This window comes from Rahnella sp. PCH160, assembly GCF_047784855.1.
Lineage (GTDB): Bacteria > Pseudomonadota > Gammaproteobacteria > Enterobacterales > Enterobacteriaceae > Rahnella.
Genome location: NZ_JBLOGT010000001.1, coordinates 3,177,622 through 3,201,055, shown reverse-complemented (window position 1 = coordinate 3,201,055; position 23,434 = coordinate 3,177,622). Strand labels below are relative to the sequence as shown.

20 protein-coding genes and 1 pseudogene are annotated in these 23,434 nt (G+C 54.3%); 11 read left to right on the top strand and 10 right to left on the bottom strand.

The features are described 5' to 3' along the window. The first annotated feature begins 142 nt into the window (after window positions 1-142). From ACM5QY_RS14775 to ACM5QY_RS14760, 4 genes are read left to right on the top strand one after another with little or no spacing between them, the layout of a single operon-like run. Complete coding sequence (locus tag ACM5QY_RS14775) at window positions 143-1,384, top strand: SpoIIE family protein phosphatase (protein ID WP_416122895.1); 1,242 nt, start codon at window positions 143-145, stop codon at window positions 1,382-1,384. Between the two features lie 24 nt (window positions 1,385-1,408). After that, entirely contained in the window at window positions 1,409-1,963 is a 555-nt protein-coding gene (locus ACM5QY_RS14770) for a SiaB family protein kinase (RefSeq protein ID WP_416121507.1), read from the top strand. Window positions 1,964-1,978: 15 nt separating this feature from the next. Further along, a complete protein-coding gene (locus ACM5QY_RS14765) occupies window positions 1,979-2,389 on the top strand; it encodes a DUF1987 domain-containing protein (RefSeq protein ID WP_416121506.1) in 411 nt (136 codons plus the stop codon). Continuing rightward, window positions 2,373-3,062, top strand: a complete 690-nt coding sequence (locus tag ACM5QY_RS14760; RefSeq protein ID WP_416121505.1) for a GGDEF domain-containing protein — start codon at window positions 2,373-2,375, stop codon at window positions 3,060-3,062. Before ACM5QY_RS14765 ends, ACM5QY_RS14760 begins: the two co-directional genes overlap by 17 nt. Before the next feature lie 75 nt (window positions 3,063-3,137). Here the strand turns inward: ACM5QY_RS14760 and ACM5QY_RS14755 are convergent, their stop codons facing one another. The 5 genes from ACM5QY_RS14755 to gntK all read right to left on the bottom strand — a co-directional run bounded on the left by ACM5QY_RS14755 (window position 3,138) and on the right by gntK (window position 9,602). After that, window positions 3,138-4,472, bottom strand: a complete 1,335-nt coding sequence (locus ACM5QY_RS14755; protein ID WP_416121504.1) for an MFS transporter — start codon at window positions 4,470-4,472, stop codon at window positions 3,138-3,140. A gap of 735 nt (window positions 4,473-5,207) precedes the next feature. Beyond that, window positions 5,208-5,849: a bifunctional 4-hydroxy-2-oxoglutarate aldolase/2-dehydro-3-deoxy-phosphogluconate aldolase gene (locus ACM5QY_RS14750; RefSeq protein WP_416122894.1), complete on the bottom strand. Its 642-nt coding sequence runs from the start codon at window positions 5,847-5,849 to the stop codon at window positions 5,208-5,210. A 31-nt stretch (window positions 5,850-5,880) separates the two neighbouring features. Then, entirely contained in the window at window positions 5,881-7,695 is a 1,815-nt protein-coding gene (gene edd / locus ACM5QY_RS14745) for a phosphogluconate dehydratase (protein ID WP_416121503.1), read from the bottom strand. A gap of 15 nt (window positions 7,696-7,710) precedes the next feature. After that, the gene (gene gntU / locus ACM5QY_RS14740) at window positions 7,711-9,048 is read right to left on the bottom strand and encodes a gluconate transporter (protein ID WP_416121502.1); all 1,338 of its coding nucleotides are present in this window, start codon (window positions 9,046-9,048) and stop codon (window positions 7,711-7,713) included. Then, complete coding sequence (gene gntK, locus ACM5QY_RS14735; protein ID WP_416121501.1) at window positions 9,045-9,602, bottom strand: gluconokinase; 558 nt, start codon at window positions 9,600-9,602, stop codon at window positions 9,045-9,047. Before gntK ends, gntU begins: the two co-directional genes overlap by 4 nt. 361 nt (window positions 9,603-9,963) lie before the next feature. On the opposite strand from gntK, the gene yahO reads away from it, so the two are divergent. After that, window positions 9,964-10,242, top strand: a complete 279-nt coding sequence (gene yahO / locus ACM5QY_RS14730) for a DUF1471 family periplasmic protein YahO (RefSeq protein ID WP_416121500.1) — start codon at window positions 9,964-9,966, stop codon at window positions 10,240-10,242. Window positions 10,243-10,347: 105 nt separating this feature from the next. Here yahO and ACM5QY_RS14725 read toward each other — a convergent pair whose 3' ends face one another. Together ACM5QY_RS14725 and ACM5QY_RS14720 are read right to left on the bottom strand one after the other, a co-directional pair. Further along, a complete protein-coding gene (locus ACM5QY_RS14725) occupies window positions 10,348-10,881 on the bottom strand; it encodes a hypothetical protein (RefSeq protein WP_416121499.1) in 534 nt (177 codons plus the stop codon). Between the two features lie 211 nt (window positions 10,882-11,092). Further along, complete coding sequence (locus ACM5QY_RS14720) at window positions 11,093-11,524, bottom strand: CopD family protein (RefSeq protein WP_416121498.1); 432 nt, start codon at window positions 11,522-11,524, stop codon at window positions 11,093-11,095. A 219-nt stretch (window positions 11,525-11,743) separates the two neighbouring features. On the opposite strand from ACM5QY_RS14720, the gene ACM5QY_RS14715 reads away from it, so the two are divergent. The 3 genes and pseudogenes from ACM5QY_RS14715 to ACM5QY_RS14705 all read left to right on the top strand — a co-directional run bounded on the left by ACM5QY_RS14715 (window position 11,744) and on the right by ACM5QY_RS14705 (window position 14,686). Then, window positions 11,744-12,331, top strand: a complete 588-nt coding sequence (locus ACM5QY_RS14715; protein WP_416121497.1) for a TetR/AcrR family transcriptional regulator — start codon at window positions 11,744-11,746, stop codon at window positions 12,329-12,331. After that, window positions 12,331-13,251, top strand: a complete 921-nt coding sequence (locus ACM5QY_RS14710; RefSeq protein ID WP_416122893.1) for a DMT family transporter — start codon at window positions 12,331-12,333, stop codon at window positions 13,249-13,251. The genes ACM5QY_RS14715 and ACM5QY_RS14710 overlap by 1 nt, the downstream gene beginning before the upstream one ends. Window positions 13,252-13,358: 107 nt before the next feature. Continuing rightward, window positions 13,359-14,686: pseudogene (locus tag ACM5QY_RS14705) on the top strand (IS4 family transposase). Window positions 14,687-14,738: 52 nt separating this feature from the next. Here ACM5QY_RS14705 and ACM5QY_RS14700 read toward each other — a convergent pair. Continuing rightward, complete coding sequence (locus ACM5QY_RS14700) at window positions 14,739-15,797, bottom strand: NAD(P)-dependent alcohol dehydrogenase (RefSeq protein WP_416121496.1); 1,059 nt, start codon at window positions 15,795-15,797, stop codon at window positions 14,739-14,741. Between the two features lie 840 nt (window positions 15,798-16,637). After that, the gene (locus ACM5QY_RS14695; RefSeq protein ID WP_416121495.1) at window positions 16,638-17,528 is read right to left on the bottom strand and encodes a LysR family transcriptional regulator; all 891 of its coding nucleotides are present in this window, start codon (window positions 17,526-17,528) and stop codon (window positions 16,638-16,640) included. Window positions 17,529-17,685: 157 nt separating this feature from the next. Between ACM5QY_RS14695 and ACM5QY_RS14690 the strand changes: the two genes are divergently transcribed. After that, a complete protein-coding gene (locus ACM5QY_RS14690) occupies window positions 17,686-18,411 on the top strand; it encodes a pirin family protein (RefSeq protein WP_416121494.1) in 726 nt (241 codons plus the stop codon). 214 nt (window positions 18,412-18,625) lie between these two features. Next, entirely contained in the window at window positions 18,626-19,045 is a 420-nt protein-coding gene (locus ACM5QY_RS14685) for an META domain-containing protein (RefSeq protein ID WP_416121493.1), read from the top strand. Window positions 19,046-19,082: 37 nt separating this feature from the next. Here ACM5QY_RS14685 and ACM5QY_RS14680 read toward each other — a convergent pair whose 3' ends face one another. Further along, the gene (locus ACM5QY_RS14680) at window positions 19,083-19,364 is read right to left on the bottom strand and encodes a putative hemolysin (RefSeq protein WP_416121492.1); all 282 of its coding nucleotides are present in this window, start codon (window positions 19,362-19,364) and stop codon (window positions 19,083-19,085) included. A gap of 310 nt (window positions 19,365-19,674) precedes the next feature. Between ACM5QY_RS14680 and nifJ the strand changes: the two genes are divergently transcribed. Further along, the gene (gene nifJ / locus ACM5QY_RS14675; protein ID WP_416121491.1) at window positions 19,675-23,205 is read left to right on the top strand and encodes a pyruvate:ferredoxin (flavodoxin) oxidoreductase; all 3,531 of its coding nucleotides are present in this window, start codon (window positions 19,675-19,677) and stop codon (window positions 23,203-23,205) included. Window positions 23,206-23,434 lie beyond the last annotated feature (229 nt).

Genomic DNA, 23,434 nt, shown 5'->3' with positions numbered 1-23,434 from the left:
AGAAATGTGAAGCGCGAAGTAACGTATTCGTCGTAAGGAAATGTTTTTGTTATTGGTCATTCGGATTTTTCTTAGTGACGTCGATAAACTGAAATATTTCCGCAGTAATCTGTTCATCTTTATCGTGACCGGATCTGCCAACATGGAACGCTCAGGCTATTTGCAAAGACAATTTACGCCCAGCTCCCGTTCTTTAACTGCCCGGGAATTGTGTATTGATGTCCCTTTTGTTACCCCGGAAAGTGACAATCTGAAAGTGATGGAATTATTCACGCAGCACCCTTCGCTGATAAGCCTCCCCGTCGTGGAAGATAACCGCCCGTTCGGGTTGATCAACCGTCATATTTTTCTTTCCCAGATGACCCGCCCTTATTTTCGCGAATTGTATGACCGGAAAAGCTGCATTGCTTTTATGGATAAGCATCCGCTGGTGATTAATTCCGAAAGTACGCTCGATGAGCTGGCGCAGAAAATGGTGGAGTCCGGCGACCGCTCGGTCACTGACGGGTTCATTCTCACCTCCGGCGGCAGTTACATCGGCATGGGCCTGGGGATAGACGTCATCAAAACGGTATCGAACGTGCAGACTCAGCAGCATCAGCAAATCATGCAAAGCATTGAGTATGCGCGCGTTATCCAGGAATCCATGCTGAACAAATCGTATCAGACGCTGGCGGCACAGCTCAAAGACTGGAGCCTGGTGTGGCAGCCGAGAGACTGTGTGGGCGGCGATTTCTATGCGTTTCATGAGGTGGATGGCGGCTGGCTGCTGTTTGTCGCCGACTGCACCGGGCACGGCGTGCCGGGCGCATTTATGACGGTGATTCTGTCGTCCGCGCTGGATAAATCCTTGCAGCAATGCCCGGCCAATCGCCCGGATTTGCTGCTCGGCCACGTCAATCATTTCATCAAGCAAACACTCGGACAGTCCGAACGGTCGAATCAGACGTCCACCTCTAACGACGGCTGCGACGCGATGGCGGCGTTTATTGACCCGCGTGAAGCGCGGCTGATCTGGTCCGGCGCGCGCCTTTCCGGGTTTCTGTTAGCGGCTGAAAGCGAAGAAGCGGTGGCGCTCAGTGCTGACCGGATGGGCGTCGGGTATACCGAAACGCCCGCTGATTATCGCTGGACGCTGCACGAAACCCCGCTGAATCCGCAGGATTTACTGTTTATTTTCACCGATGGCCTCACCGATCAGGTGGGCGGTAAACGCAACATCATGTTTGGTAAGAAAAAGGTCAAAACGTTGCTCGAACAGCACCGTTGCGCACCGGTCACCGAACTTTCGGCCGCACTGATGCAAGCCTATCTCGGCTGGCAAGGCCATCAGCAACGCCGTGATGATATGACTTTTCTAGGTTTTCGTTATTGTGGCCTTTAAGGCCGGCAACCGTAGAGTTTATTTATGACAAGCGAACCCGTTTTCACCGGATCGTTCAGTGCGCCGCATTATGACGTGGTGGCATTGCAGTACACCGGATTCTTCTCGCAAAACAATATTACCGCGATGGGCGAAGTGATCCGCTTGTATCTGGAACAGCATGAAACGTCTTCCAGCACCCGCCGTAAGCTGTTTTCCACCTTTATTGAGATGGTGCAAAACATCCTGCGTTACTCCTCCGACAGCCGTGCGCTGGCGCGTGCCGATGACGAAATGCGTTTCGGATCCGTCACATTAGGCTTCGATAATGGCCGGTACGTGTGCGAAAGCACCAATCTGATCCGCCCGGAAGACATTGTGCGGCTGCGCGAACATCTGGAAACGATCCGAACCATGAGCGCCGATGAAATCAAGCTCACTTATAAAGCGTCGCTGCGGGCGGAAAGCCCGGTGTGGAGCAAAGGCGCGAATATTGGCTTGCTCACCCTCGCACGCGATGCCAGCGAGCCGCTGGAATTTACTTTTTGTCAGGTGGAAGCCTCCGGACTTTCCACTTTTCATCTGAAAGCCATCATCTAAAAAGAGCGCATCACTATGAACAATATCAGCATCCCTGCGACTTCCTGCACGCCGGAAGTTGAATTTGATTTTGATGGCCGAACCTTGTCGCTGGCCGGTGAGTCTTATCCGGAGAATGCGGCAGCCTTTTATCGCCCGCTGATCACCGCGCTGGAAAGCTTTGTGGCGCCCCCTTCTCAGCACGCAGATTCCTCACTGACGCTGCACGTCGCGCTGAGTTATTTCAACAGTTCCAGCACCAAAATGCTTTTCAGCCTGTTAAGTACGCTCAATAACGGTGCCGCCGCCGGTCTGGCCGCGACGCTGCACTGGTATTACGACCCTGAGGACGATATTTCAGAAGAATTTGGCCAGGAACTGAGCCTTGATTTCCCCGCCATCGCATTCCACCTCCACTCGGAAAGCTATCATGACGAGCTTAGATGAGTTATTTACGGCAGAAAGCGCCATCCTGCAGGATAACCGTGAACTGGCCGAAACACCGGGGCTGGACGCGGAAATTTACCGCGACGCGCTGATCAAACTGACCGCGCATTATCAGAAGATCATGAATGAATCTTACCGGCTGATAAGGCGAAGCGATCGCGCCGAGCGGGACCTGAACCAGCTTAATGAACGGCTGGAATATGAGGCTACGCACGACCCGCTGACCCAGGTTTTTAACCGCAGCGCCATTATTGACCGGATAACGAAAGCCCTGAACACCGGAGAAGCCGGGCTGATTTTGCTCGATATTGATCACTTTAAGGCGATTAACGATCAGTACGGGCATCCGGCAGGCGATGCGGTAATTTGCGGGTTGATCCGGCGAATCGAGCAATCCGTGCCGGAATTAGGCAGCATAGGACGCGTCGGTGGCGAAGAGTTCACCATCCTGCTGCCCCGCTATACCAAAGCCCAGTCGGTGATTGTCGCCGGGTATATTCATGCGCTGCTCAACGCGTCGCCGCTGGATTTACTGCCGAATCAGCTGGTGACGGCGAGCCTGGGCGTGAGCTGGGGAAAGCAGAACAGCAGCTTTGATACGTTGTATAACGACGCCGACGCCGCCATGTATGAAGCGAAAAGACGCGGCAGAAACCGGGTACATTGCGGATAGTCAGTGCGCGGTATTACACGCAACGCAGATAAAAAAGCGTGAATGCAGGCCGCCTGCATTCACCTTTTTTTGGCCTTACACTTTCTTAAATTCAAGGCGTTTGATTTCGCCGACCACCAGCAGATAGCAAAGCATCGACATCAGCGCAGAGCAGCCAACGAAGATCAGCGCACTGTTGAACGAATGTAAGTTTTTAACCAGGTAACCAATGAGCAGCGGCGTGACGATGGAAGCAACATTACCGAAAATATTGAATATCGCGCCACACATGCCGATCATTTCTTTCGGTGCCGTATCAGCAATCACTGGCCAGCCCAGCGCACCGAAACCTTTGCCGAAGAAGGCCAGCGCCATCAGCGCCACAACAACAAAATTATTATCGGTGTAATTACACAGAATAATCCCGGACGCCAGAATCATGCCGCAGACAATCGGGATTTTACGCGCTGCGGTTAATGAGAAGCCGCGTTTGAGTAAATTATCCGAGACCACGCCCCCCAGAATACCGCCGCAGAAACCACACATGGCCGGAATGGAGGCAATCATGCCGACTTTCAGGATCGACATGCCTTTTTCCTGTACCAGATAAATCGGGAACCAAGTCAGGAAAAACCAGGTAATGGTGTTCAGGAAATATTGGCCGAAGAAAATGCCTAGCATCATTCTGCTGCTCAGAAGCTGACGAATGTAATTCCATTGAGGGCCTTGTTTGCCCTTTTTGGATTTCGCCTGATCCATATTCACCACCGCGCCGCCCTGTTCGATATAGTCCAGCTCGCTGGCGGAAACGCCCGGATGGTCAAGCGGATTACGGACAAACTTCACCCAGAACAACGTCAGCACAAAACCAATCACACCCATCACCACAAACACGTTTTCCCATCCCCAGGCGTAAGTCAGCCAGCCGAGGAATGGCGAGAAAATGGCGAGCGAGAAATACTGCGCCGCATTGAATATAGAGGACGCCGTGGCGCGTTCACGCGTCGGGAACCACGCCGCCACCATACGGGCGTTAGCCGGAAATGCCGGGGCTTCCGCAAAACCTAACAGGAATTGCAGCAGGAACAGCGAACCCACAGCGTACGCCACCGGGAACCAGCCGACAAAGCCCTGCACCAGCGTAAAGAACGACCAGAAAAACAGGCTGTAAGTATAAACTTTGATGGTGCCAAACCGGTCAAGCAGCCAGCCGCCGGGCAGTTGCATCAGCAGGTAGGAAATACCAAAGGCAGAGAATATTTTGCCGAGGTCGACAACGTCTAATCCCAGACTTTTAGACACTTCTGTTCCGGCTATCGATAACGTCACGCGGTCGGCATAATTCACGGCGGTAATAATAAAAATAATCAGCAAAATAATGTAACGGACATGCGTCTTTTTATTTCCTGACGCCACAGATTCAACACTCATGTTATCCCTCTCTGTAACACTTTCCGGGATCAGCACGCTTTGAAACATTCTCAGTCAAAGTGTGAAATGCAGAAACCGGAGGTTTGCTATCCCTGTTAAAATAAAAAATCCTTTTGGCATTTTTTTGGTAAATAACGCCCTTAATTCACCCGTATTGTTGACGCAATGAATGTGATTTAAGGTGACCTTCAGAGGGTTAAATCAGTATAGGAAAGAGAGTTCGAGATAACACTGTGCAGACGCCCAATCATTCGCGGCAAATTTTATTATTTTACTTTGCATTCTCACATTACGATAACCTAGAAATAACATCAAATTATCGCTTCATGGTTACCCGACAAAAATAGTGATGCGAGTCACACTTTATATTTCATATGCCATAAAAGTTCCGTTATTCACCCGGTAAAGCCGGTCAATTGCACAATGGGTAATCAGACACTTTACTTTATAATCTTCTTCATTAACCCGTATTCATTGACGAAGTGTGATTAACCTTTTCAGAGAACAGCGTTAGCTCTGTTTATTTTTGGATTAATAAGAACTTGCGCGAGGCGCTCTTTAATATCCGAAAGGCAGCGTTAACAACAGATGCATTTTAAAAGGAAAAACTACAGCACGTATTTAACCCGGTACCGGTGGTCTGGTCTATTCAGGTATAAAGTAAAAAGAAAGCCCGCAGAAATCTCTTTCTGCGGGCCTGTTTTTCTATTTACGTTTTATTGCTACGTTTATTCGTTACGCTTTTGCACCGGCAACGGCTTCTTTCGCCAGTTCGGTGATACGCGCATAATCGCCGCTTTCCAGCGCGTCCGCTGGCACAAGCCACGAGCCGCCAATACACAGCACACTTTTCAGCGCCAGATAATCACGGTAGTTCTTCGGAGAAATACCGCCGGTCGGGCAGAAACGCACCTGCGGGAACGGGCCGCCAATCGCCTGCAACGCTTTCACGCCACCGCTGGCTTCCGCCGGGAAGAATTTAAATTCACGCAACCCGTGATCCAGCCCCAGCATCAGTTCTGAAACGGTAGAAATCCCCGGGATCAGCGGGATAGTCCCGGCGGTGGCCGCTTTCAGCAGATCATCCGTCAGACCGGGGCTGATGGCAAACTGCGCGCCCGCGTCGGTAACGTTTTTCAACTGCTGCGCGTTCAGCACGGTGCCCGCGCCAATAATCGCGTCCGGCACGTCTCTGGCAATCGCACGGATCGCGTCCATCGCACAGGCGGTACGCAGCGTGACTTCCAGAACGCGAACGCCCCCGGCGACCAGCGCTTTCGCCAGCGGTACCGCGTGTTCCAGTTTGTTGATGACAATCACCGGCACAACCGGGCCAGATGTCAGGATTTGTTCAGCGCTCGTTTTCCAGTTTTTCATCATTGTTTTCTCTTGTTTCAATTCTCAGACATTAAAATTTGATACAGCACGCGCCCTGTTCCGCGCCGGAAAGCTGGCTGCGTAAGGCACCGAAAAGCTCACGGCCACAGCCGGTATGTTCGTCACTCAGATCGGGCTGGTACGCAGTACGTAGCGCCAGTTCGGCGTCGTCCACCCGTAACGCCAGCTCGCCGGTGCGGCCATTCACGCGGATGATGTCGCCGTCCTGCACTTTCGCCAGCATACCGCCGGTATACGCTTCCGGCGTGACGTGGATAGCCGACGGCACTTTGCCGGATGCGCCTGACAAGCGGCCATCGGTGACCAGCGCCACTTTAAACCCGCGATCCATTAACACGCCGAGCGGCGGCATTAATTTGTGTAACTCCGGCATTCCGTTGGCCTGCGGCCCCTGAAAACGCACCACCACCACGCAATCGCGGTTAAGCTTTCCGGCCTCGAACGCGGGCACGATGTCATGCTGACTTTCAAAGACCACCGCGGGCGCTTCGATAATCTGGTTATCCGCCGGTACCGCCGAAGTTTTCATCACCGCGCGCCCCAGATTGCCGGACAACACTTTGGTGCCGCCGTGATGTTCAAACGGCGCGGAAACGCGGGCGATCACGTTTGTATCCAGCGAACTTTCTGCGCCTTCGCGCCACGCCAGTTCGCCGTTATCCAGCCACGGTTCCTGCGTGTAACGTTCCAGCCCGAAACCGGCCACGGTGCTGACATCCTGATGCAACAGCCCATATTTGAGCAGTTCGCGCACCACCAGCGGCACGCCACCGGCAGCCTGGAACTGGTTGATATCCGCCGGGCCGTTCGGGTAAATGCGGCACAGCAACGGCACGGCGTCCGACAGCTCAGAGAAATCATCCCAGTTGATGATGATGCCCGCCGCGCGCGCCATCGCCACCATGTGCATGGTCAGATTGGTGGAACCGCCGGTCGCCAGCAGAGAGACCATTCCGTTCACCACGGTTTTCTCATTCACCATCTGGCCGAGCGGCTGATAGTTGCCGCTGGTTTCGGTCAGTCGCGTCACCTGACGCGCCGCCGAATCAGTCAGCGCACCGCGCAATGCGGTGTCCGGCGGTACAAATGACGACCCCGGCAGATGCAGCCCCATGACTTCCATCACCATCTGATTGGTATTGGCCGTGCCATAAAACGTGCAAGTGCCGATGCCATGATACGACGCGGCTTCCGCTTCCAGCAGCGCCTGACGATCGACTTTGCCTTCGGTGTACAGCTGGCGAACGCGGACTTTTTCTTTGTTCGGCAAACCGGTGCTCATCGGCCCGGCCGGAATAAAGACCGCCGGAAGGTGCCCGAAGGACAGCGCCGCCATGACTAATCCCGGCACGATTTTGTCGCAAATCCCGAGGTACAGCGCGCCATCAAACATGTTGTGCGACAACCCAATGGCGGCTGACATCGCGATAATATCGCGGCTCATCAGCGACAGTTCCATACCGTCCTGACCTTGCGTGACACCGTCACACATTGCCGGTACGCCGCCCGCCACCTGCCCGACCGCGCCGACAGATTTCAGCGCGTCTTTCAGGCGCTGCGGATAATGCTCGTAAGGCTGATGTGCGGAGAGCATGTCGTTGTAGGCAGTGATAATCGCAATGTCGCTGCGCACCATATTTTTCAGGGCGTTCTTTTCATCCGGCTGGCAGGCCGCAAAGCCGTGCGCCAGATTGCCGCAGGCCAGTTGCGCGCGGTGTACCGTTTTCGAACGGGCAGATTCCATGCGGGCCAGATACGCTTCCCGGGTCAGTGCCGAGCGTTCAATGATCCGCTGCGTGACGCGCGATACTGTTTCGTTAATCATCTCGTTCTCCTTTTCTTAAAGCATCGTGAAAGCAATCATGCCGATGATCCCGCCGGTGGTACCCAGCAGGGTTTCCATCACCGTCCAGGTTTTCAGCGTTTGCAGTTCACTGGCACCGGTAAATTTACCGAACAACCAGAAACCGGCGTCGTTCACGTGGCTCAGCACGATAGAACCACCGGTAATGCAGATTGCCAGCGCCGCGAGTTGTCCGCCGTTCAGCCCGAGCTGGTGTGTCACCGGCAGCACCAGACCGACGGTGGTCAGGCAGGCGACGGTCGCCGACCCCTGAATCACGCGCACCACGGCAGCCAGCGCAAAACAGGCTACGGCGATAGGCAAACCGGTGCCGATCATGGCGTCACCGATAGCCGGGCCGACGCCCGAATCCACCAGAATTTGTTTGAACACGCCGCCCGCACCGGTCATCAGCAGGATGATCCCGGCCGGCTGGACGGCAGCAGAACAGATGGCGAGGGTTTGTTCGTTGGTCATGCCGCGCGGTTTTGCCAGACCGTAAATCACAATCAGGCAGGCAATTAGAATGGCGGTAAACGGGTGGCCGATAAATTCCAGCCATTGCTGCAAATGCGAACCTTGCGTCACGAAACGCGCGCCGATGGTTTTCATCCCCACCAGCACCAGCGGGCACAAAATCAGCGCCAGACTGAAACCGAAAGACGGCAGATTGTCTTTATTCAGCGTTGGCGCATTTTCTTCCACCGGCATCGGCCAGCTCACGTAACGGCTGATGAAGTTGCCGTACAGCGGGCCTGCGATCAGCATACCGACAATGGCAGCGACCAGACCGATGGCAATCATCCAGCCAAAATCCGCGTTGAGTTGTGATGCCAGCAGCATCGGCACCGGACCCGGAAGCAGGAAACACGCGGCGGCAGCCACACCGGCAAATAACGGGATCGCCAGCCTCACGATATTGCCGTCAGTACGGCGCGCAACGGCAAACACAATGCCGATCAGCAGGACAATCGCGACGTCAAAAAACAGCGGCAACGCGCACACCAGCCCGGCAATCCCGAGGGCGTAATGGGCTTTGCTTTTCCCGAAACGATTCAGTAAATGGGCCGCAATTTGATCGAGAGCGCCGACTTCATGCAGGATCTTGCCAAACATCGCGCCCAGCGCTACCACAATCGCCAGAAAACCGAGCGTGCTGCCCATGCCTTTTTGCATGGTGTCGGCGATGGTATCAATGGGCATACCGGAGAAAATCCCGGCGGCGATTGACACCAGCATCAGCGCCACAAAGGCGTGCATGCGGACTTTCATGACCAGGAACAGCAGCAGTAAAACTGATCCGACCGCTGTCCCGACTAACGTTACTGTATTCACGCGCAATGCTCCTGTTGCTGAAAACTTTGAATATGTTGCAGGGTTTCTGCGATCACACCGTCAAGTGGCTGATTGATATTGATGGTGATCACATCGCGCTCTTCCGCTCCGGGCTGTTCGAGCGCGGCGAACTGAGAAATCAGCATTTGTGACTTAAAAAAATGGCCTTTCCGCGCTGCCATGCGTTCCTCGATGACCGGGAAATCGCCTTGCAGATAGATAAACGACAGATTGCCGTTCCCTGCCCGCAGGCGGTCGCGGTAACGTTTTTTCAGCGCGGAACACACGATGATCGAGACGTTATTGGTTCGCTGCATGGCGAATGCCGCATCATTGAGTGCCGCCAGCCACGGCGCGCGGTCATCATCGTTGAGCGCTTCACCCGCGGCCATTTTTGAAATATTGCTGCGCGGGTGCAGAAAATCGCCGTCAAGAAAACCGGCGGATAGCTGGTGTGAAACGGCGTTGGCCACAGCGGATTTGCCGCTGCCTGACACGCCCATGAAGATATAAATACGATTATTGTTTTGGTTGTTGTTCTGGTTATGGCTCACGACTACGCTCCTGGCACTGTCTCTGAATGAGTAATGTTACCGGTAACATGTTATCGGTAACATTATCAGAGGGATTTTTGCATCTGACAATCGTTGGCGGCGGGTGAAAACCATAAATGTGATCAGGTTCAAAGATAATTATTAGCAATGAAACAATTTTTGTAGGGTCATTAACAGGTGAATAACACGGCAGGATAATCATTAAAGAATATTCATTACGCCTTGTAATAATCACGTTCCTTGTCTATTACTTAAATCACGTGGTAAACCGCTGTTTTTGCTCCGGCTTATCACTTAACAGGGTAATTATTGACAGGCTTATTCTGCCGGGTTTCCGGTATTCATCCTTCTGAGGCAAAAAATGAAAATATCTCACGCATTGTTGGCAGTGGCTTTAACCGGTGGTCTTTCCTTTAGCGCATTTTCAGCACAGCTTTTGAAGAAAACAGATTTTGAAAAAGTCGCCTCGCAATACACCAAAGTCGGTTCTGTCACCACGTCAAATAAAACATCTCAGTCTGGCGCGCTGGAAGATTTGTCTAAAAAAGCCGATAAAAAAGGCGGCGATGTATTTGTATTAACCTCCGGCAATACCAACAATAAAATCCACGGTACCGCTGACGTTTATAAGAAAAAATAAGCAGCACATTTGATCGTAAAAAAACCACGTCAAGGCGTGGTTTTTTTATGCTTCTGTTTATACGGGTTTCAGGCCGTAAGTCCTTTCAATAACGAACTGATGCGGTCAGGATTTATACGGGTTTTTCAACGTCAGCTGTTTAGCTTTCCAGGTTTGAGCGATAAACATCAGGCGTTCGACATCACGCACAGTGAAAATCAGCAACTCTGTGCCGTTCATCGCCTTCGCCAGCACATTGTTGTGATTGAACAAGTCGATCAGCACCGGTGTTTTATTATCAACAGGAGAAACCGCGACCTGCATTTCGGCTTTCACGAATTCAGGGCGCTTATTGATAATTTCTGCCTGCGTGGCGCGCTCATTTTCAGGTAACGCCGCCCAGGACAAATAGGTGGTGAAAACGCTGAGTTTGTCAGCGAAATTAACCCGCGTAATTTTCCCCAGATGCCCGATTTCATAATACGTTTCGTACTGCCCGGTAATGAACATGATGTAAGTGTCATCATCATCGGTCTGAAGCAGCAGCGGATTATTCTTTTTGGTCACTTTAGAATGCGGATTGTAATTGGTGAACGTCATATCCGGGACGTTATACATTTCCCAGTGTCGGAAGGTCGCTTCCTTGTTAAAGTTAAACATATCTTTCTGGGAACAACCGCTCACAAATAAAACACAAATTATCAAAATACATCGCTTTATCATGTCTTTGTCCTTTCAAACCCATAAAATTTCCTAAAGCAGCAATATCGGCATTTCGTTATAAAGCTTGAGATTTATATTATTAATAAACAGGCAAGACAAAAAAAATCCACGCCGTAGCGTGGACTATGTAAATGGCGATTGAAGCGGTCTAGAAAGGCCGGATGACCGCCAATATCCCGATGACGATCACGCAGATTGCGATGATCCCGGCGGCATTGCGCAGTAACGCGAAATTTTTTACCGGCTGGCCGGTGGCACGTTTGCGTAAATCGCCGGAGAGCAAACCGTGTAACGCGGAAAGGAAGAACACCACCCCGATTTTAATCAGCAGCCACGCGTGCGGGATCTGCCCGTGGCTGACAATCATCACAATCCCGGCAATCCACAGCACAATCATCGCCGGGCTGGTGACGCAGCGGTTCCATTTGCGGACGGTGTCGAGTAATGCCGCTTTGCCCGCGTTATCCTGCCTATCTGCAGTTTTAGAAAACGTGATGGAAACCAGCGCCATCGCCAGCATTCCGCTCAACCACAATATCCCTGCGATAATATGCAGGGCATTCAGCCACTCATGAAGCATGTTTTATTCCTTCTAAAGTTAACGACAATGCGGTACGCCGGACAACTTCAACCTGCTGTCTCTTCACGGCTTTTACCGGATTATGGCCTTTTCCCCTGATAAAGGCACGGGTAATGTCTTCGCTTTTCAGAACGCCGGGCTTTCCGTTTTCTTTCTTTTTGGAACTTGGGTAGGTAGACTGGGCTACCTACTCGATAACAGACCAGGAAGAACTACGCTATGTCACACCCAGAAACGCCACCGGAAAGTGCCCGCGACCGCCTGCTCGGTGCTGCACGCGTCCTGTTTTATAACGACGGTATTGCCGCCACGGGCATTGACGCCATCGTGAAAAGAGCGGGCGTGGCGAAAAAAAGCCTCTACAACAATTTTGAATCCAAAGCGGAACTGGTCGCGACGTACATTACGGTTCGCCACGACGAATGGCTGGCGCTGTATGCGCGACGTGAACAGGAAGCGTCCGGCCCGAAGGAAAAAGTACTGGCGGTTTTCCGTGCCTATGACGATCACGCCGAATTTGCCTACGAGCGCGGATTCCGGGGCTGCGGGCTGCTGAACGCCGCCGCTGAACTCCCCGCCGGTGCACCCGGAAGACTGGCGGTGCGCGGCCACAAAGAACAGGTGGAATCCATCGTGACCGCCCATTTGCTGGCGCTTTTTGCTGACGATGAAGCGAAGGCGCAATTACTGGCGCGGCATTTTTCATTCCTGCTCGAAGGGGCGATTTCCCGCGCCGGGCTGGAAGGGAACGGCGCCTGCGTGCGTCAGGCGATGGCAATGGCCGAAGCCATGATGGAGGCGCCGTGATCAGTACATCTGCAGAACGTTTACTTGGGATTCTGGCTGTGGTTTTTGCCTCGGTATTATGGGGCTCGACGGGCACGGCGGCCACGTTTGCCCCGCAGGTCAGCCCGCTGGCGATTGGTGCGGTAGCAATGGGGATTGGCGGCCTTTTACAGGCAGCGATTGCCGCACGCGGCATTCTCAGACACCGCCGGACGCTGTCTTTACACTGGCGGATTTTACTGACCGGCGGCCTGTCGGTGGGCATCTATCCGCTGGCTTTTTATGCCTCGATGCATCTTGCAGGCGTGACCGTGGGGACGGTGATTTCCATCGGCTCCGCCCCGCTGCTTTCTGCGCTGATTGAATATTTTCTCGAAGGCCAGCGTTTAACACGCCGCTGGATGACGGGCGCGGCCATCGGCGTCGCGGGTATGGTGCTGTTATGCCTGGCGGAGAGCAGTACGCACGCCCTTTCCGGCCAGCAACCGCACGCGCTGGCAGGCATGGCGCTCGGTCTGGTTGCCGGGCTGACTTACGCCCTTTACGCGTGGGCGGCGCGGCAGCTGATGCAGCGCGGCGTGCCGTCGCGTGTGTCGATGGGCGCAACGTTTGGCCTCGGCGGTCTGATGCTGATGCCAGTGTTATTCGTGACCGGCGCGCCTTTGCTGGCGTCGTGGAATAACGCGGCGGTTGGCGCTTACATGGCGCTGATCCCGATGTTTACCGGTTATGTGTGTTTTGGTTATGCGCTGGCACGCATTCCGGCCAGCCTGGCGACCACCATCACGCTGCTCGAGCCTGCGGTGGCGGCGGTGCTGGCGGTGCTGATTGTCGGTGAACACCTGCCTGCAATGGGCTGGACTGGTATCGGGCTGGTCGTCGCCTGCCTGATTTTCATCACCGTGCCGCTGAGAAGAAGGCCGGTGCTGACATCGGCCTGAAAGAAGTATGGCCCTTTGCAGGGTAATGCCGATCAGTTAAGGATCAGTTGAACGATCCAGTGGCTGTGTAAAAATCCAGAAACGTTCTTCGTTTCTGGATTTTTTTTATGCGCATTGCTCAGGCTCTTGAGCTCGTTTCCTGCTACGACTCTACCCGTAACCCTCTGACTTCTCTCGGTGATGTTCTGGATCCCGACCTTGTCTCCCGCTGTCTGGCCGAGTCAGGTTCCGTCACGCTGCGTAAACGCCGTCTCCCGTTGGAAATGATGGTCTGGTGCATCATTGGCATGGCGCTCGAACGCGAAGAACCCCTCCACCAAATCGTGAACCGTCTGGATATTATGCTCCCCGGCAACCGGCCCTTCGTTGCCCCAAGCGCCGTTATCCAGGCCCGCCAGCGCCTGGGAAGTGATGCCGTTCGCCGCGTGTTTACCCAAACGGCACAGGTGTGGCACAACTCCGTCACCCATCCACACTGGTGTGGTCTGACATTACTGGCGGTGGACGGTGTCGTCTGGCGAACCCAGGATACACCAGAAAATGATGTGGCTTTCCCGCGACAGACCTATGCCGGGCAACCGGGGCTTTATCCGCAGGTGAAAATGGTCTGCCAGATGGAACTGACCAGCCACCTGCTTACGGCTGCCGCCTTCGGTACGATGAAAGAAAGCGAATATACGCTGGCAGAAAAACTGATAGAACAAACAGGCGATAACACACTGACTTTACTCGATAAAGGTTATTATTCTCTGGGGCTGCTGAATGCCTGGCATCAGGCGGGAGAGAGCCGTCACTGGATGATCCCGTTGAAAAAAGGAGCGCAGTACGAAGAGGTGCGAAAACTCGGTAAAGGCGATCATCTGATAAGGATGAAAACCAGTCCTCAGGCCCGGAAAAAGTGGCCTGATCTGGGGGAGGAAATGACGGCTCGCCTTCTGACGTTTACCCGTAAAGGCAAAGTCTGCCATCTGCTGACCTCAATGACAGATGCCATGCGGTACCCGGGGGGGAAATGGCCGATCTCTACGGCCACCGTTGGGAAATCGAACTGGGTTATCGTGAAATTAAGCAGACGATGTTACTGAGTCGGTTAACGCTGAGAAGTAAAAAACCAGAACTTGTCGAGCAGGAGTTATGGGGGGTATTACTAGCCTATAATCTTGTTCGTTATCAGATGATTAAGATGTCTAAAACCCTAAAGGGTTACTGGCCGAATCAGCTAAGCTTCTCAGACTCGTGCAGTCTGGTGATGAGGATGTTAATGACGCTTCAGGGCGCATCTCCGGGCCGGATCCCCGAACTGTTGCGTAATCTGGAGAGTATGGCGCAGATGGTGAAGCTGCCGATAAGAAGAGAAAGGGCCTTTCCGAGAGTGGTGAAGGAAAGACCCCGGAAGTATCCAAAAGCACAGGAAAAAAGCCAGTCAGTTGCTTAACTGACTGGCATTACCCTTTGCAGGGCCATTTTTTTGCCTAATTCACACGCAATTACACTGCCGCAGGGGCTTCCAGCGAGGCCATATCAATGACAAAACGGTAGCGAACATCTGCTTTTTCCATACGTTCAAATGCCGCGTTGATTTCATCCATACGGATCATCTCGCAGTCCGGCAGGATGTTTTTCTCGGCGCAGAAATCGAGCATTTCCTGCGTTTCGCGGATCCCGCCGATTGGCGAACCCGCCACACGGCGACGGCCCAGCAGCAGCGGCACGGTATTGAACTCTTCCATCGGCCCGACCTGACCGACCAGCACCAGCGTCGCGTCCACATCCAGCAACGACATGTACGGCGTGATGTCGTGTTTGACCGGCACGGTATCGATAATCAAATCGAAATGGTCGTGCGCCTGCGCCATGGCGTCGCTGTCTGCGCTGACCAGCAAACGGCTTGCGCCCAGCGCCAGTGCGTCGGCTTCTTTAGCATTAGAACGGCTCAGCACGGTGACATCTGCACCCAGCCCGACGGCCAGTTTAACGGCCATGTGACCCAGTCCGCCCAGACCAATGACACCAACGCGGCTGCCCGGCCCGACATTCCAGGTTTTCAGCGGCGACCAGGTGGTGATACCGGCGCACAGCAGCGGCGCGGCTTTGGAGAGGTCTAACCCTTCCGGCATACGCAGGCAAAACTCCTCACGCACCACTAAATGCTTGGAATATCCGCCCTGCGTAGGCTCTTTGGTGAAACGGTCGTAACCCGCGTAGGTGCCGGTGTTCCCTTCGCGACACAGCTGTTCTTCGCCCTTCTTACACTGGTCACATTCCTGACAACTGTCCACCAGACAACCGACAGCAACGTGGTCGCCCACTTTGTAACGGGTGACCTGATTGCCAATTTGCGTCACGCGCCCGACGATTTCATGGCCGGGAACAATCGGATAATAACTCCAGCCCCAGTCATTTCTGGCGGTATGCAAATCAGAATGGCAGACGCCACAATACAAAATTTCCATGGCGACATCATTTTCACGCAGGCCGCGACGTTCAAATGCGTAAGGTGCCAGCGGCTTTTTCGGATCGTATGCTGCAAATCCAACAGTTTTCATCGGTAAACTCCTGAGTTGATAGTGACCCCTTTACTATAGAATTTACCCTCAAAGCCACAAGCCACAGTCCTCCGTAATCCTTGCCTGATTCTGTTCAGTTTTCGTTTTTAATCTGCCGGCTCGCCGCACAAACTGGCCCGACAGACAGAGAACGTTTCGGTTTTTCACTCGCCGTGAGGGCCATGACCGAGAACGTTTCGGTTTTTCAATAACGGGTATCACTCAGCGGCTCGCGCCGAAACCGACCAGAGAGGGCCAGGACGGGCCCTCTCTGGGCTCTCCACGTCTTTTTCAACACGCGCTCCGCTCGCTGGCACTGTTTCAGATGCCACCGCTATTGCCGCGAAAACTTGCCGCTACGCGGTTCCTTCATTTCGGTCTTCGAGCCTTGCGGTCTCGAAACACTCACTCAGCAAGCTTTCTGATAGCGGCCAAGGCTTATCTAAATTCCACGGCATTTTGGATAACAATCAGCAGTGAGGTTGCGAATTGGAAAGTTTGTGGCCGCTTTCAAAAATCACGCCAAAGCGAGAGGTGGAAAACCGCGTATCTTTTCGCGCGGTTTGTAACCCGAGTGAAGGGAACCGCGCAGCGGCGGGATTTTGCGGCAATAGCTGTGGCATCTGAAACATAGCCAGCCAGCGATAGCGCGCAGTTAAAGAGCCGGAGATTCTTAAGAGGCGCGGCGATAGGCGCCTCTTAAGGCCAGTTTGGGTGGCAACCCAAGGTCTTGTGGGTTTGGGTGGTAACCCAAGGTCTTGTGGGTTTGGGCGGCGAGCCCAAGGTTTTAGCCAGTTTGGGCGGCAAGCCCAAGGTTTTAGCCCATGTGGCCGGCAAACCTTACGACACCCGCTGCGCTTTCAGCCTGTCCTGTAAGAAATCGAGAAACACGCGGGTAACTTCACTGCGCTGGCGGTGTTGCGGATAGAGCGCATGCAGACTCAGCGAACCGGGCTGGAAGCCGTCGAGGATCCTCACCAGCGAACCGTTTTCGAGCGCCGGGCCAACGATAAATTCGGGCAGCAATACAATGCCCAGCCCGGAAATGGCGGCGTCGCGCAGCACTTCGCCGTTGTTACTCAGCACCGGCCCGCGCACGTCGAAAATCCGCAGCTTGCCGTGGCGCTCCAGTTCCCAGCCATTTTGCCCTTCGCGGCCATAACGCAGGCAATCGTGCTGAAGTAAATCATCCGGCGTTTCCGGCGTGCCACGCCGTTCGAGATAACCGGGGCTGCAACAGATGACGCGCTTAAGCTGCCCGAGGCGGCGCGCCACCAGCGAGGAATCCGCCAGATTGCCAATGCGAATGGCGATATCAAACCCTTCGCCCACCAGATCGACATACCTGTCCACCAGTTCCACCTGAAACTGAATCGCCGGATTTTGCCGTAAGAATTCTGCAATCAGCGGCGAGAGATGGCTGATGCCAAATGACATCGGAATGCTGATGCGGTAAGAGCCTTGCAACGCCTGGCGTTTAGGCGAAACCGCCCTTTCGGCTTCTTCGATATCGTCGAGAATGCGCTGCGCGTGTTGCGCAAAAAGCTGGCCGGATTCGGTCACCGACAGTTTGCGCGTATTGCGGTTAAGCAGCCTGACGCTCAGTGAGGCTTCCAGCGCGGCCATCCTGCGGCTGACGTATTGTTTGGACAGCAACAACTGTTCGGCCGCTGCGGTGAAATTCCCGGCTTTTACCACCGCCACAAAAATACGGAGATCTTCAATCTGCATGTCAGTTTCGCCCTGAGGAATACCGTGAATTATTGTCAACTAAATCGTGACAGTGAAAGTCAATCCACCTCATTGTTGAACAAATTAGTTTACGTGTATTCTCTGTTCATCGGAAGCGCAAACGCACTTTCCCCCTGACAACACTGAGGAGTACACCATGATCGAACAACGTCTCTCTGAACAACGCGGCTTAGGTGACCACGGCTGGTTGCATTCCCGCCACACGTTTTCTTTCGCCAATTACTGGGATCCAAAACAGGTCGGGTTTTCAGACCTGCTGGTGATTAACGATGACCAGGTCGCACCGGGTCGCGGCTTCGGGGCGCATCCTCACAGCAACATGGAAATAATCTCCTATGTGCTCGAAGGCGCGCTGGAACATAAAGATTCAATGGGCACCGGTTCCGTGATTGTCCCCGGCGATGTTCAGCTGATGAGCGCAGGCAGCGGCGTGACGCACAGTGAATTCAACCACTCCGGTGAAGAAAACGTGCATTTCCTGCAAATCTGGATTGTGCCGTCAGAGAATGGCACCCCACCGGGATATCAGCAGGTGTCCGTCGCAGAAGCGGATAAACGCGGGAAATTCCGCCTGATCGTGTCACCGCTTGGCACAGACGGTTCGCTGACCGTGCGTCAGGATATGAAAATCTACGCCGGTTTCTTTGACGGTGCAGAACAGGCGACGTTTACCCTCGACGCTGACCGTTACGCTTACATTCACGTGGCACGCGGCAGCATCAAAGTGAACGGTGTCGAATTCAGAACCGGCGACGGCGCGCGTATCCGCAATGAAGATAGCGTCACCTTTACCGATGGCGATCAGGCCGAAGTGCTGTTGTTTGATTTGCGTCCGGTTGAAGTGAATCATCCGACACGCTGATACGGCGTAATGCCTGAGTAAAGCACGTTAAAGCTGAAGCCTGTGGACTTCCTGAAAAGGAAGGTCGCAGGCTTTTTTTTGGCACCGGTTTTAGGTGCGGAGATGTCACTGCCAGACACATTCATCCGCGATATAATTGCGATGCAATATGTAATATATTAAGATGAATGTAACGAAATTATTGACGCGTATGGAATATTTCTCAGGAGAGAACATGAAGAAGTCACTGTTTGTTCTGGCAGCCGCCCTTACTATCAGCGCATGTAGCAGCCAGACCGGCGTGAAACAAACTGATTTGCAGCATCACCGTTTTGAGTTACTGAGTGTGGACGGTCAGACGGTTCCGGCCGCACAGGGTCGTATCCCGGAAATTGAGTTCGGCTCTAACCTGCATGTTTCCGGTCAGATGTGTAACCGCTTTATGGGTCAGGGCAATCTGCAAAACAACGTGCTGACGGTGAAAGGCGGTCTGGCGTCGACCATGATGATGTGTCCCGACGCAAACCTGAATAAGTGGGATCACGTGATTAACGACGTGCTGAGCAACGGCGCTGCCGTTTCCCTGAATGAGAACAAGATGGTCCTGAAACAAGGTAAACATACGCTGGTTTACCGCCTGAAAGACCGGATGTAATCATAAAAAAACGCCAGACTTTCGTTTGGCGTTTTTTTTAAGCTTTGCAAAGCCCCTGCATCAGTGCGGCTTCAGAGCACTGACGGCCATTGGTCATCGAACACATACCGACGCGGCTGCCATCGAGCTGTGGCGCTAATCTGAGTTGCCCGCCCGCCATTGAACAAGCTGCATACGCCGGGCTATCCATGTTGACGGTACGCTGACCGATATTCACGCTGTTGCCTTTTTGGGGAACGTCAGCGGAATCGTCGTGGCTGCTGCATGAGGCCAACACCAGCACACCGGCGGCCAGTAACACGCGAAACGCAGTGATCATCTGTCCTGCTCCTGAATGATTTTGGGTAATGCGGGGGAATTTTTTAGAACGGTCATCATATCCGACGTTTTTCGCCTGCGTCGAGCCCTGCTGCTAAAGAACATCAACTTTTTCCTAAAAATCGCGGTTTTATTCATAAAACGAAACAATTTTCTGCCCCGACCCGGCCAAATCATTCACCTGACTAATAAAAACCCATGCACACAATCAGGATAAATTGATTATTCCGCCCTCTGCTAAGCTTTTATGATTATTGCCGGTAAAAATTATTGTTTTCCGGCCTGTTTGTGAGCAAAGCAAAGGGTATTCCATGATCACCACTGACGGTAATAACGCAGTCGCTTCCGTGGCTTATCGCACCAACGAAGTCATTGCCATCTACCCGATTACCCCCAGTTCTACCATGGCCGAAATTGCCGGGGCCTGGTCCGGCGAAGGGAAGAAGAATTTGTGGGGCGATGTCCCGACGGTAATGGAAATGCAGTCCGAGGCCGGTGCGATTTCCACCGTCCACGGCGCGTTGCAGACCGGCGCGCTGTCGACCTCTTTCACCTCGTCGCAGGGTCTGTTGCTGATGATCCCGGTGCTGTACAAACTGGCCGGTCAGCTGACGCCGTTTGTCCTGCACGTGGCGGCACGCACCGTCGCGACGCACGCGTTGTCTATTTTTGGCGATCATTCCGACGTGATGGCCGTGCGCCAGACCGGTTGCGCCCTGCTCTCTGCCGCCAGCGTGCAGGAAGCGCAGGATTTCGCGCTGATCGCACAGGTCGCCAGCCTCAACAGCCGCGTGCCATTTATCCATTTCTTCGACGGTTTCCGTACCTCGCATGAAATCAATAAAATCGCGCCGCTGAGCGACGACACGCTCCAGCAGATGCTGCCGCAGGCGCAGATTGACGCACACCGCGCCCGCGCCTTGTCACCGGATCATCCGGTGATCCGCGGCACGTCCGCCAACCCGGATACCTATTTCCAGTCACGCGAAGCCACCAACCCGTATTACAACGCTACCTGCCAGCATGTTATTGACGCAATGAATGCGTTCGCCGCCCTTACCGGCCGCGAATATAAGCCGTTTGAATACGTCGGCGATCCGCAGGCAGAACGTGTGATCGTGCTGATGGGTTCCGGGATCGGCACCGCCGAAGAAGTTATCGAGACCCTGAATGCGCGCGGCGAGAAAGTTGGCGTGCTGAAAGTGCGTCTATACCGTCCGTTCAGCGCTGAACATTTGCTGGCCGTATTGCCGGAATCCGTGAAAAGTATCGCCGTGCTGGACCGCACCAAAGAGCCGGGCGCGCTGGCCGAACCGCTGTATCTCGACATCATGACCGCGCTGGCCGAAGCCTGGAGCCGCGGCGAGCGCGATTCGCTGCCGAAAGTGATCGGCGGCCGTTACGGATTATCCTCGAAAGAGTTCGGGCCGGACTGCGTACTGTCGGTGTTCCGCGAACTGGCACTGAACAAACCGCGTCCGCGTTTCACCGTCGGCATTTATGACGACGTCACCGGGCTTTCCCTGCCGGTGGTTGAAGAAGAGTTACCTGAGCGCGCGTCCCTCGAAGCCCTGTTCTACGGGCTGGGCAGTGACGGTTCGGTGTCAGCCACCAAGAACAACATTAAGATCATCGGTAACAGCACGCCGATGTATGCGCAGGGGTATTTCGTCTACGACTCCAAAAAGGCCGGTGGCCTGACGGTTTCGCATCTGCGCGTCAGCGAAAAACCGATCAAATCCGCGTATCTGGTCACTCAGGCGCATTTCGTTGCCTGTCACCAGTGGCAGTTTATCGATCTGTATCAGATGGCAGAACGTCTGCGTCATGGCGGGATTTTCCTGCTCAATACGCCGTTCAGCGCCGAGGAGGTCTGGGCGCGTTTACCGCTGGAAGTGCAGGCCACGCTGATTCAGCGCGAAGCCCGTTTCTACGTGATCAACGCGGCGAAAATTGCCCGCGAATGCAAACTCGGCGCACGCATTAACACCGTCATGCAGATGGCGTTCTTCCACCTGACGCAGATCCTGCCGGGTGACGAAGCACTGAAAGCATTGCAGGACGCGATTGCCCGCAGCTACAGCAGCAAAGGCGAAGACGTGGTCACGCGCAACGGGATGGCGCTGGCCGCCACGCTGGAAGAGCTGGTTGCCGTGCCGTTGCAGGCCATTCCGGAAAATCCGCGCAAACGTCCGCCGATTGTGTCGGACGCCGCACCGGATTTCGTCAAAACTGTCACCGCCACCATGCTGGCAGGGCTTGGCGATGCCCTGCCGGTTTCTGCGTTCCCGCCGGATGGCACCTGGCCGACCGGCACCACGCAGTGGGAAAAACGCAACATTGCCGAAGAAGTGCCGATCTGGAAACCGGATCTGTGTACGCAGTGCAACCACTGCGTCGCCGCCTGCCCGCACTCGGCCATTCGCGCCAAAGTGGTTCAGCCGGACGCCATGGAAAACGCCCCTGCGGCGCTGCAATCGCTGGACGTTAAATCCCGCGACATGCGCGGCCAGAAATACGTGTTGCAGGTCGCGCCCGAAGACTGCACGGGTTGTAATTTGTGCGTGGAAGTCTGCCCGGCGAAAGACCGTCAGGATCCGTCCATCAAAGCCATTAACATGGCCGACCGCATCGAACATCTGGAAGAAGAACGCGCCAACTATGACTTCTTCCTCAAGCTGCCGGAAATCGATAAAACCACGCTGGAACGCATTGATATCCGCACCTCGCAGCTGATTACGCCGCTGTTTGAGTATTCCGGTGCCTGTTCCGGTTGTGGCGAAACGCCTTACATCAAACTTCTGACGCAGCTGTACGGCGACCGTTTGCTGATTGCCAACGCCACCGGTTGTTCGTCCATTTACGGCGGGAATCTGCCGTCAACGCCGTACACCACCAACGCCGACGGGCGCGGTCCGGCGTGGGCAAACTCCCTGTTTGAAGATAACGCCGAGTTCGGGCTGGGCTTCCGTCTGACGGTCGACCAGCACCGCCGCCGCGTGCTGCGTCTGGTGGAATCGCTGGAGCCACATATTCCGGCGGAGGTGTTAGGCGGCCTGCGCGATGAAACGTCCACACCGGAAGTTAAACGCGGGCATGTCACCGCGTTGCGTAAAATTCTGGCCGACATTGATACGCCGGACGCACGCCAGCTGGCGACCGACGCGGATTATCTGGTGGATAAATCCATCTGGCTGATTGGCGGCGACGGCTGGGCGTATGACATTGGTTTCGGCGGCCTGGATCACGTCCTGAGCCTGACGGAAAACGTCAACGTGCTGGTGCTCGATACCCAGTGTTATTCCAACACCGGCGGGCAGCAGTCGAAAGCCACGCCGCTGGGAGCGGTCACGAAATTCGCCGAACAGGGCAAGCGCAAATCGCGTAAAGATCTGGGTGTGAGCATGATGATGTACGGTCATGTGTATGTGGCGCAGATTTCCCTTGGTGCGCAGCTCAACCAGACGGTGAAAGCCATTCAGGAAGCCGAAGCTTATCCGGGGCCGTCGCTGATCATCGCGTACAGCCCTTGCGAAGAACACGGCTATGATCTGGCGCTCAGCCATGATCAGATGAAACAGCTGACCACCACCGGTTTCTGGCCGCTGTACCGGTTTGATCCACGTCGCGTGGCAGAAGGTAAACCGGCGCTGGCCCTCGATTCAAGGCCGCCTTCCAGCGGGCTGACCGATACGCTCAATAATGAGCAGCGGTTCAGAAGGCTGAATGCGCAACAACCGGAAGTGGCGGCGCAGTTGTATGCGGCGGCGGAGAAGGAATTGCAGCAGAAATATGACTTTTTGGCGATGCTGGCGGGGAAGAAGACGGAGTCTGAGTCTTGAGTCTTAAAATCAAGGTCGTGGGCGCCATCTTACCTTTCTCAAAAATAACAATGGTTTGGTTTGCTCCTCCCCCTGCGAAGGGGGAGGCTGGGAGGGGGTTTAGCAGGCCATTGCGCCGCTAAAACCAACACCCCATCCCGGCCTTCCCCTCGTGAGTGAACTGAACCCCGAATTACATAACCCCAGGTTCTGAACAGGCATCCTGAAAGATCATTTCGTAATTTTTACT

Coding starts and splice junctions, on each gene's coding strand:
- ACM5QY_RS14775 (WP_416122895.1), top strand. CDS start 143: ATGGAACGCTCAGGCTATTTGCAAAGACAATTTACGCCCAGCTCCCGT.
- ACM5QY_RS14770 (WP_416121507.1), top strand. CDS start 1,409: ATGACAAGCGAACCCGTTTTCACCGGATCGTTCAGTGCGCCGCATTAT.
- ACM5QY_RS14765 (WP_416121506.1), top strand. CDS start 1,979: ATGAACAATATCAGCATCCCTGCGACTTCCTGCACGCCGGAAGTTGAA.
- ACM5QY_RS14760 (WP_416121505.1), top strand. CDS start 2,373: ATGACGAGCTTAGATGAGTTATTTACGGCAGAAAGCGCCATCCTGCAG.
- ACM5QY_RS14755 (WP_416121504.1), bottom strand. CDS start 4,472: ATGAGTGTTGAATCTGTGGCGTCAGGAAATAAAAAGACGCATGTCCGT.
- ACM5QY_RS14750 (WP_416122894.1), bottom strand. CDS start 5,849: ATGAAAAACTGGAAAACGAGCGCTGAACAAATCCTGACATCTGGCCCG.
- edd (WP_416121503.1), bottom strand. CDS start 7,695: ATGATTAACGAAACAGTATCGCGCGTCACGCAGCGGATCATTGAACGC.
- yahO (WP_416121500.1), top strand. CDS start 9,964: ATGAAAATATCTCACGCATTGTTGGCAGTGGCTTTAACCGGTGGTCTT.
- ACM5QY_RS14725 (WP_416121499.1), bottom strand. CDS start 10,881: ATGTTTAACTTTAACAAGGAAGCGACCTTCCGACACTGGGAAATGTAT.
- ACM5QY_RS14720 (WP_416121498.1), bottom strand. CDS start 11,524: ATGCTTCATGAGTGGCTGAATGCCCTGCATATTATCGCAGGGATATTG.
- ACM5QY_RS14715 (WP_416121497.1), top strand. CDS start 11,744: ATGTCACACCCAGAAACGCCACCGGAAAGTGCCCGCGACCGCCTGCTC.
- ACM5QY_RS14700 (WP_416121496.1), bottom strand. CDS start 15,797: ATGAAAACTGTTGGATTTGCAGCATACGATCCGAAAAAGCCGCTGGCA.
- ACM5QY_RS14695 (WP_416121495.1), bottom strand. CDS start 17,528: ATGCAGATTGAAGATCTCCGTATTTTTGTGGCGGTGGTAAAAGCCGGG.
- ACM5QY_RS14690 (WP_416121494.1), top strand. CDS start 17,686: ATGATCGAACAACGTCTCTCTGAACAACGCGGCTTAGGTGACCACGGC.
- ACM5QY_RS14685 (WP_416121493.1), top strand. CDS start 18,626: ATGAAGAAGTCACTGTTTGTTCTGGCAGCCGCCCTTACTATCAGCGCA.
- ACM5QY_RS14680 (WP_416121492.1), bottom strand. CDS start 19,364: ATGATCACTGCGTTTCGCGTGTTACTGGCCGCCGGTGTGCTGGTGTTG.
- nifJ (WP_416121491.1), top strand. CDS start 19,675: ATGATCACCACTGACGGTAATAACGCAGTCGCTTCCGTGGCTTATCGC.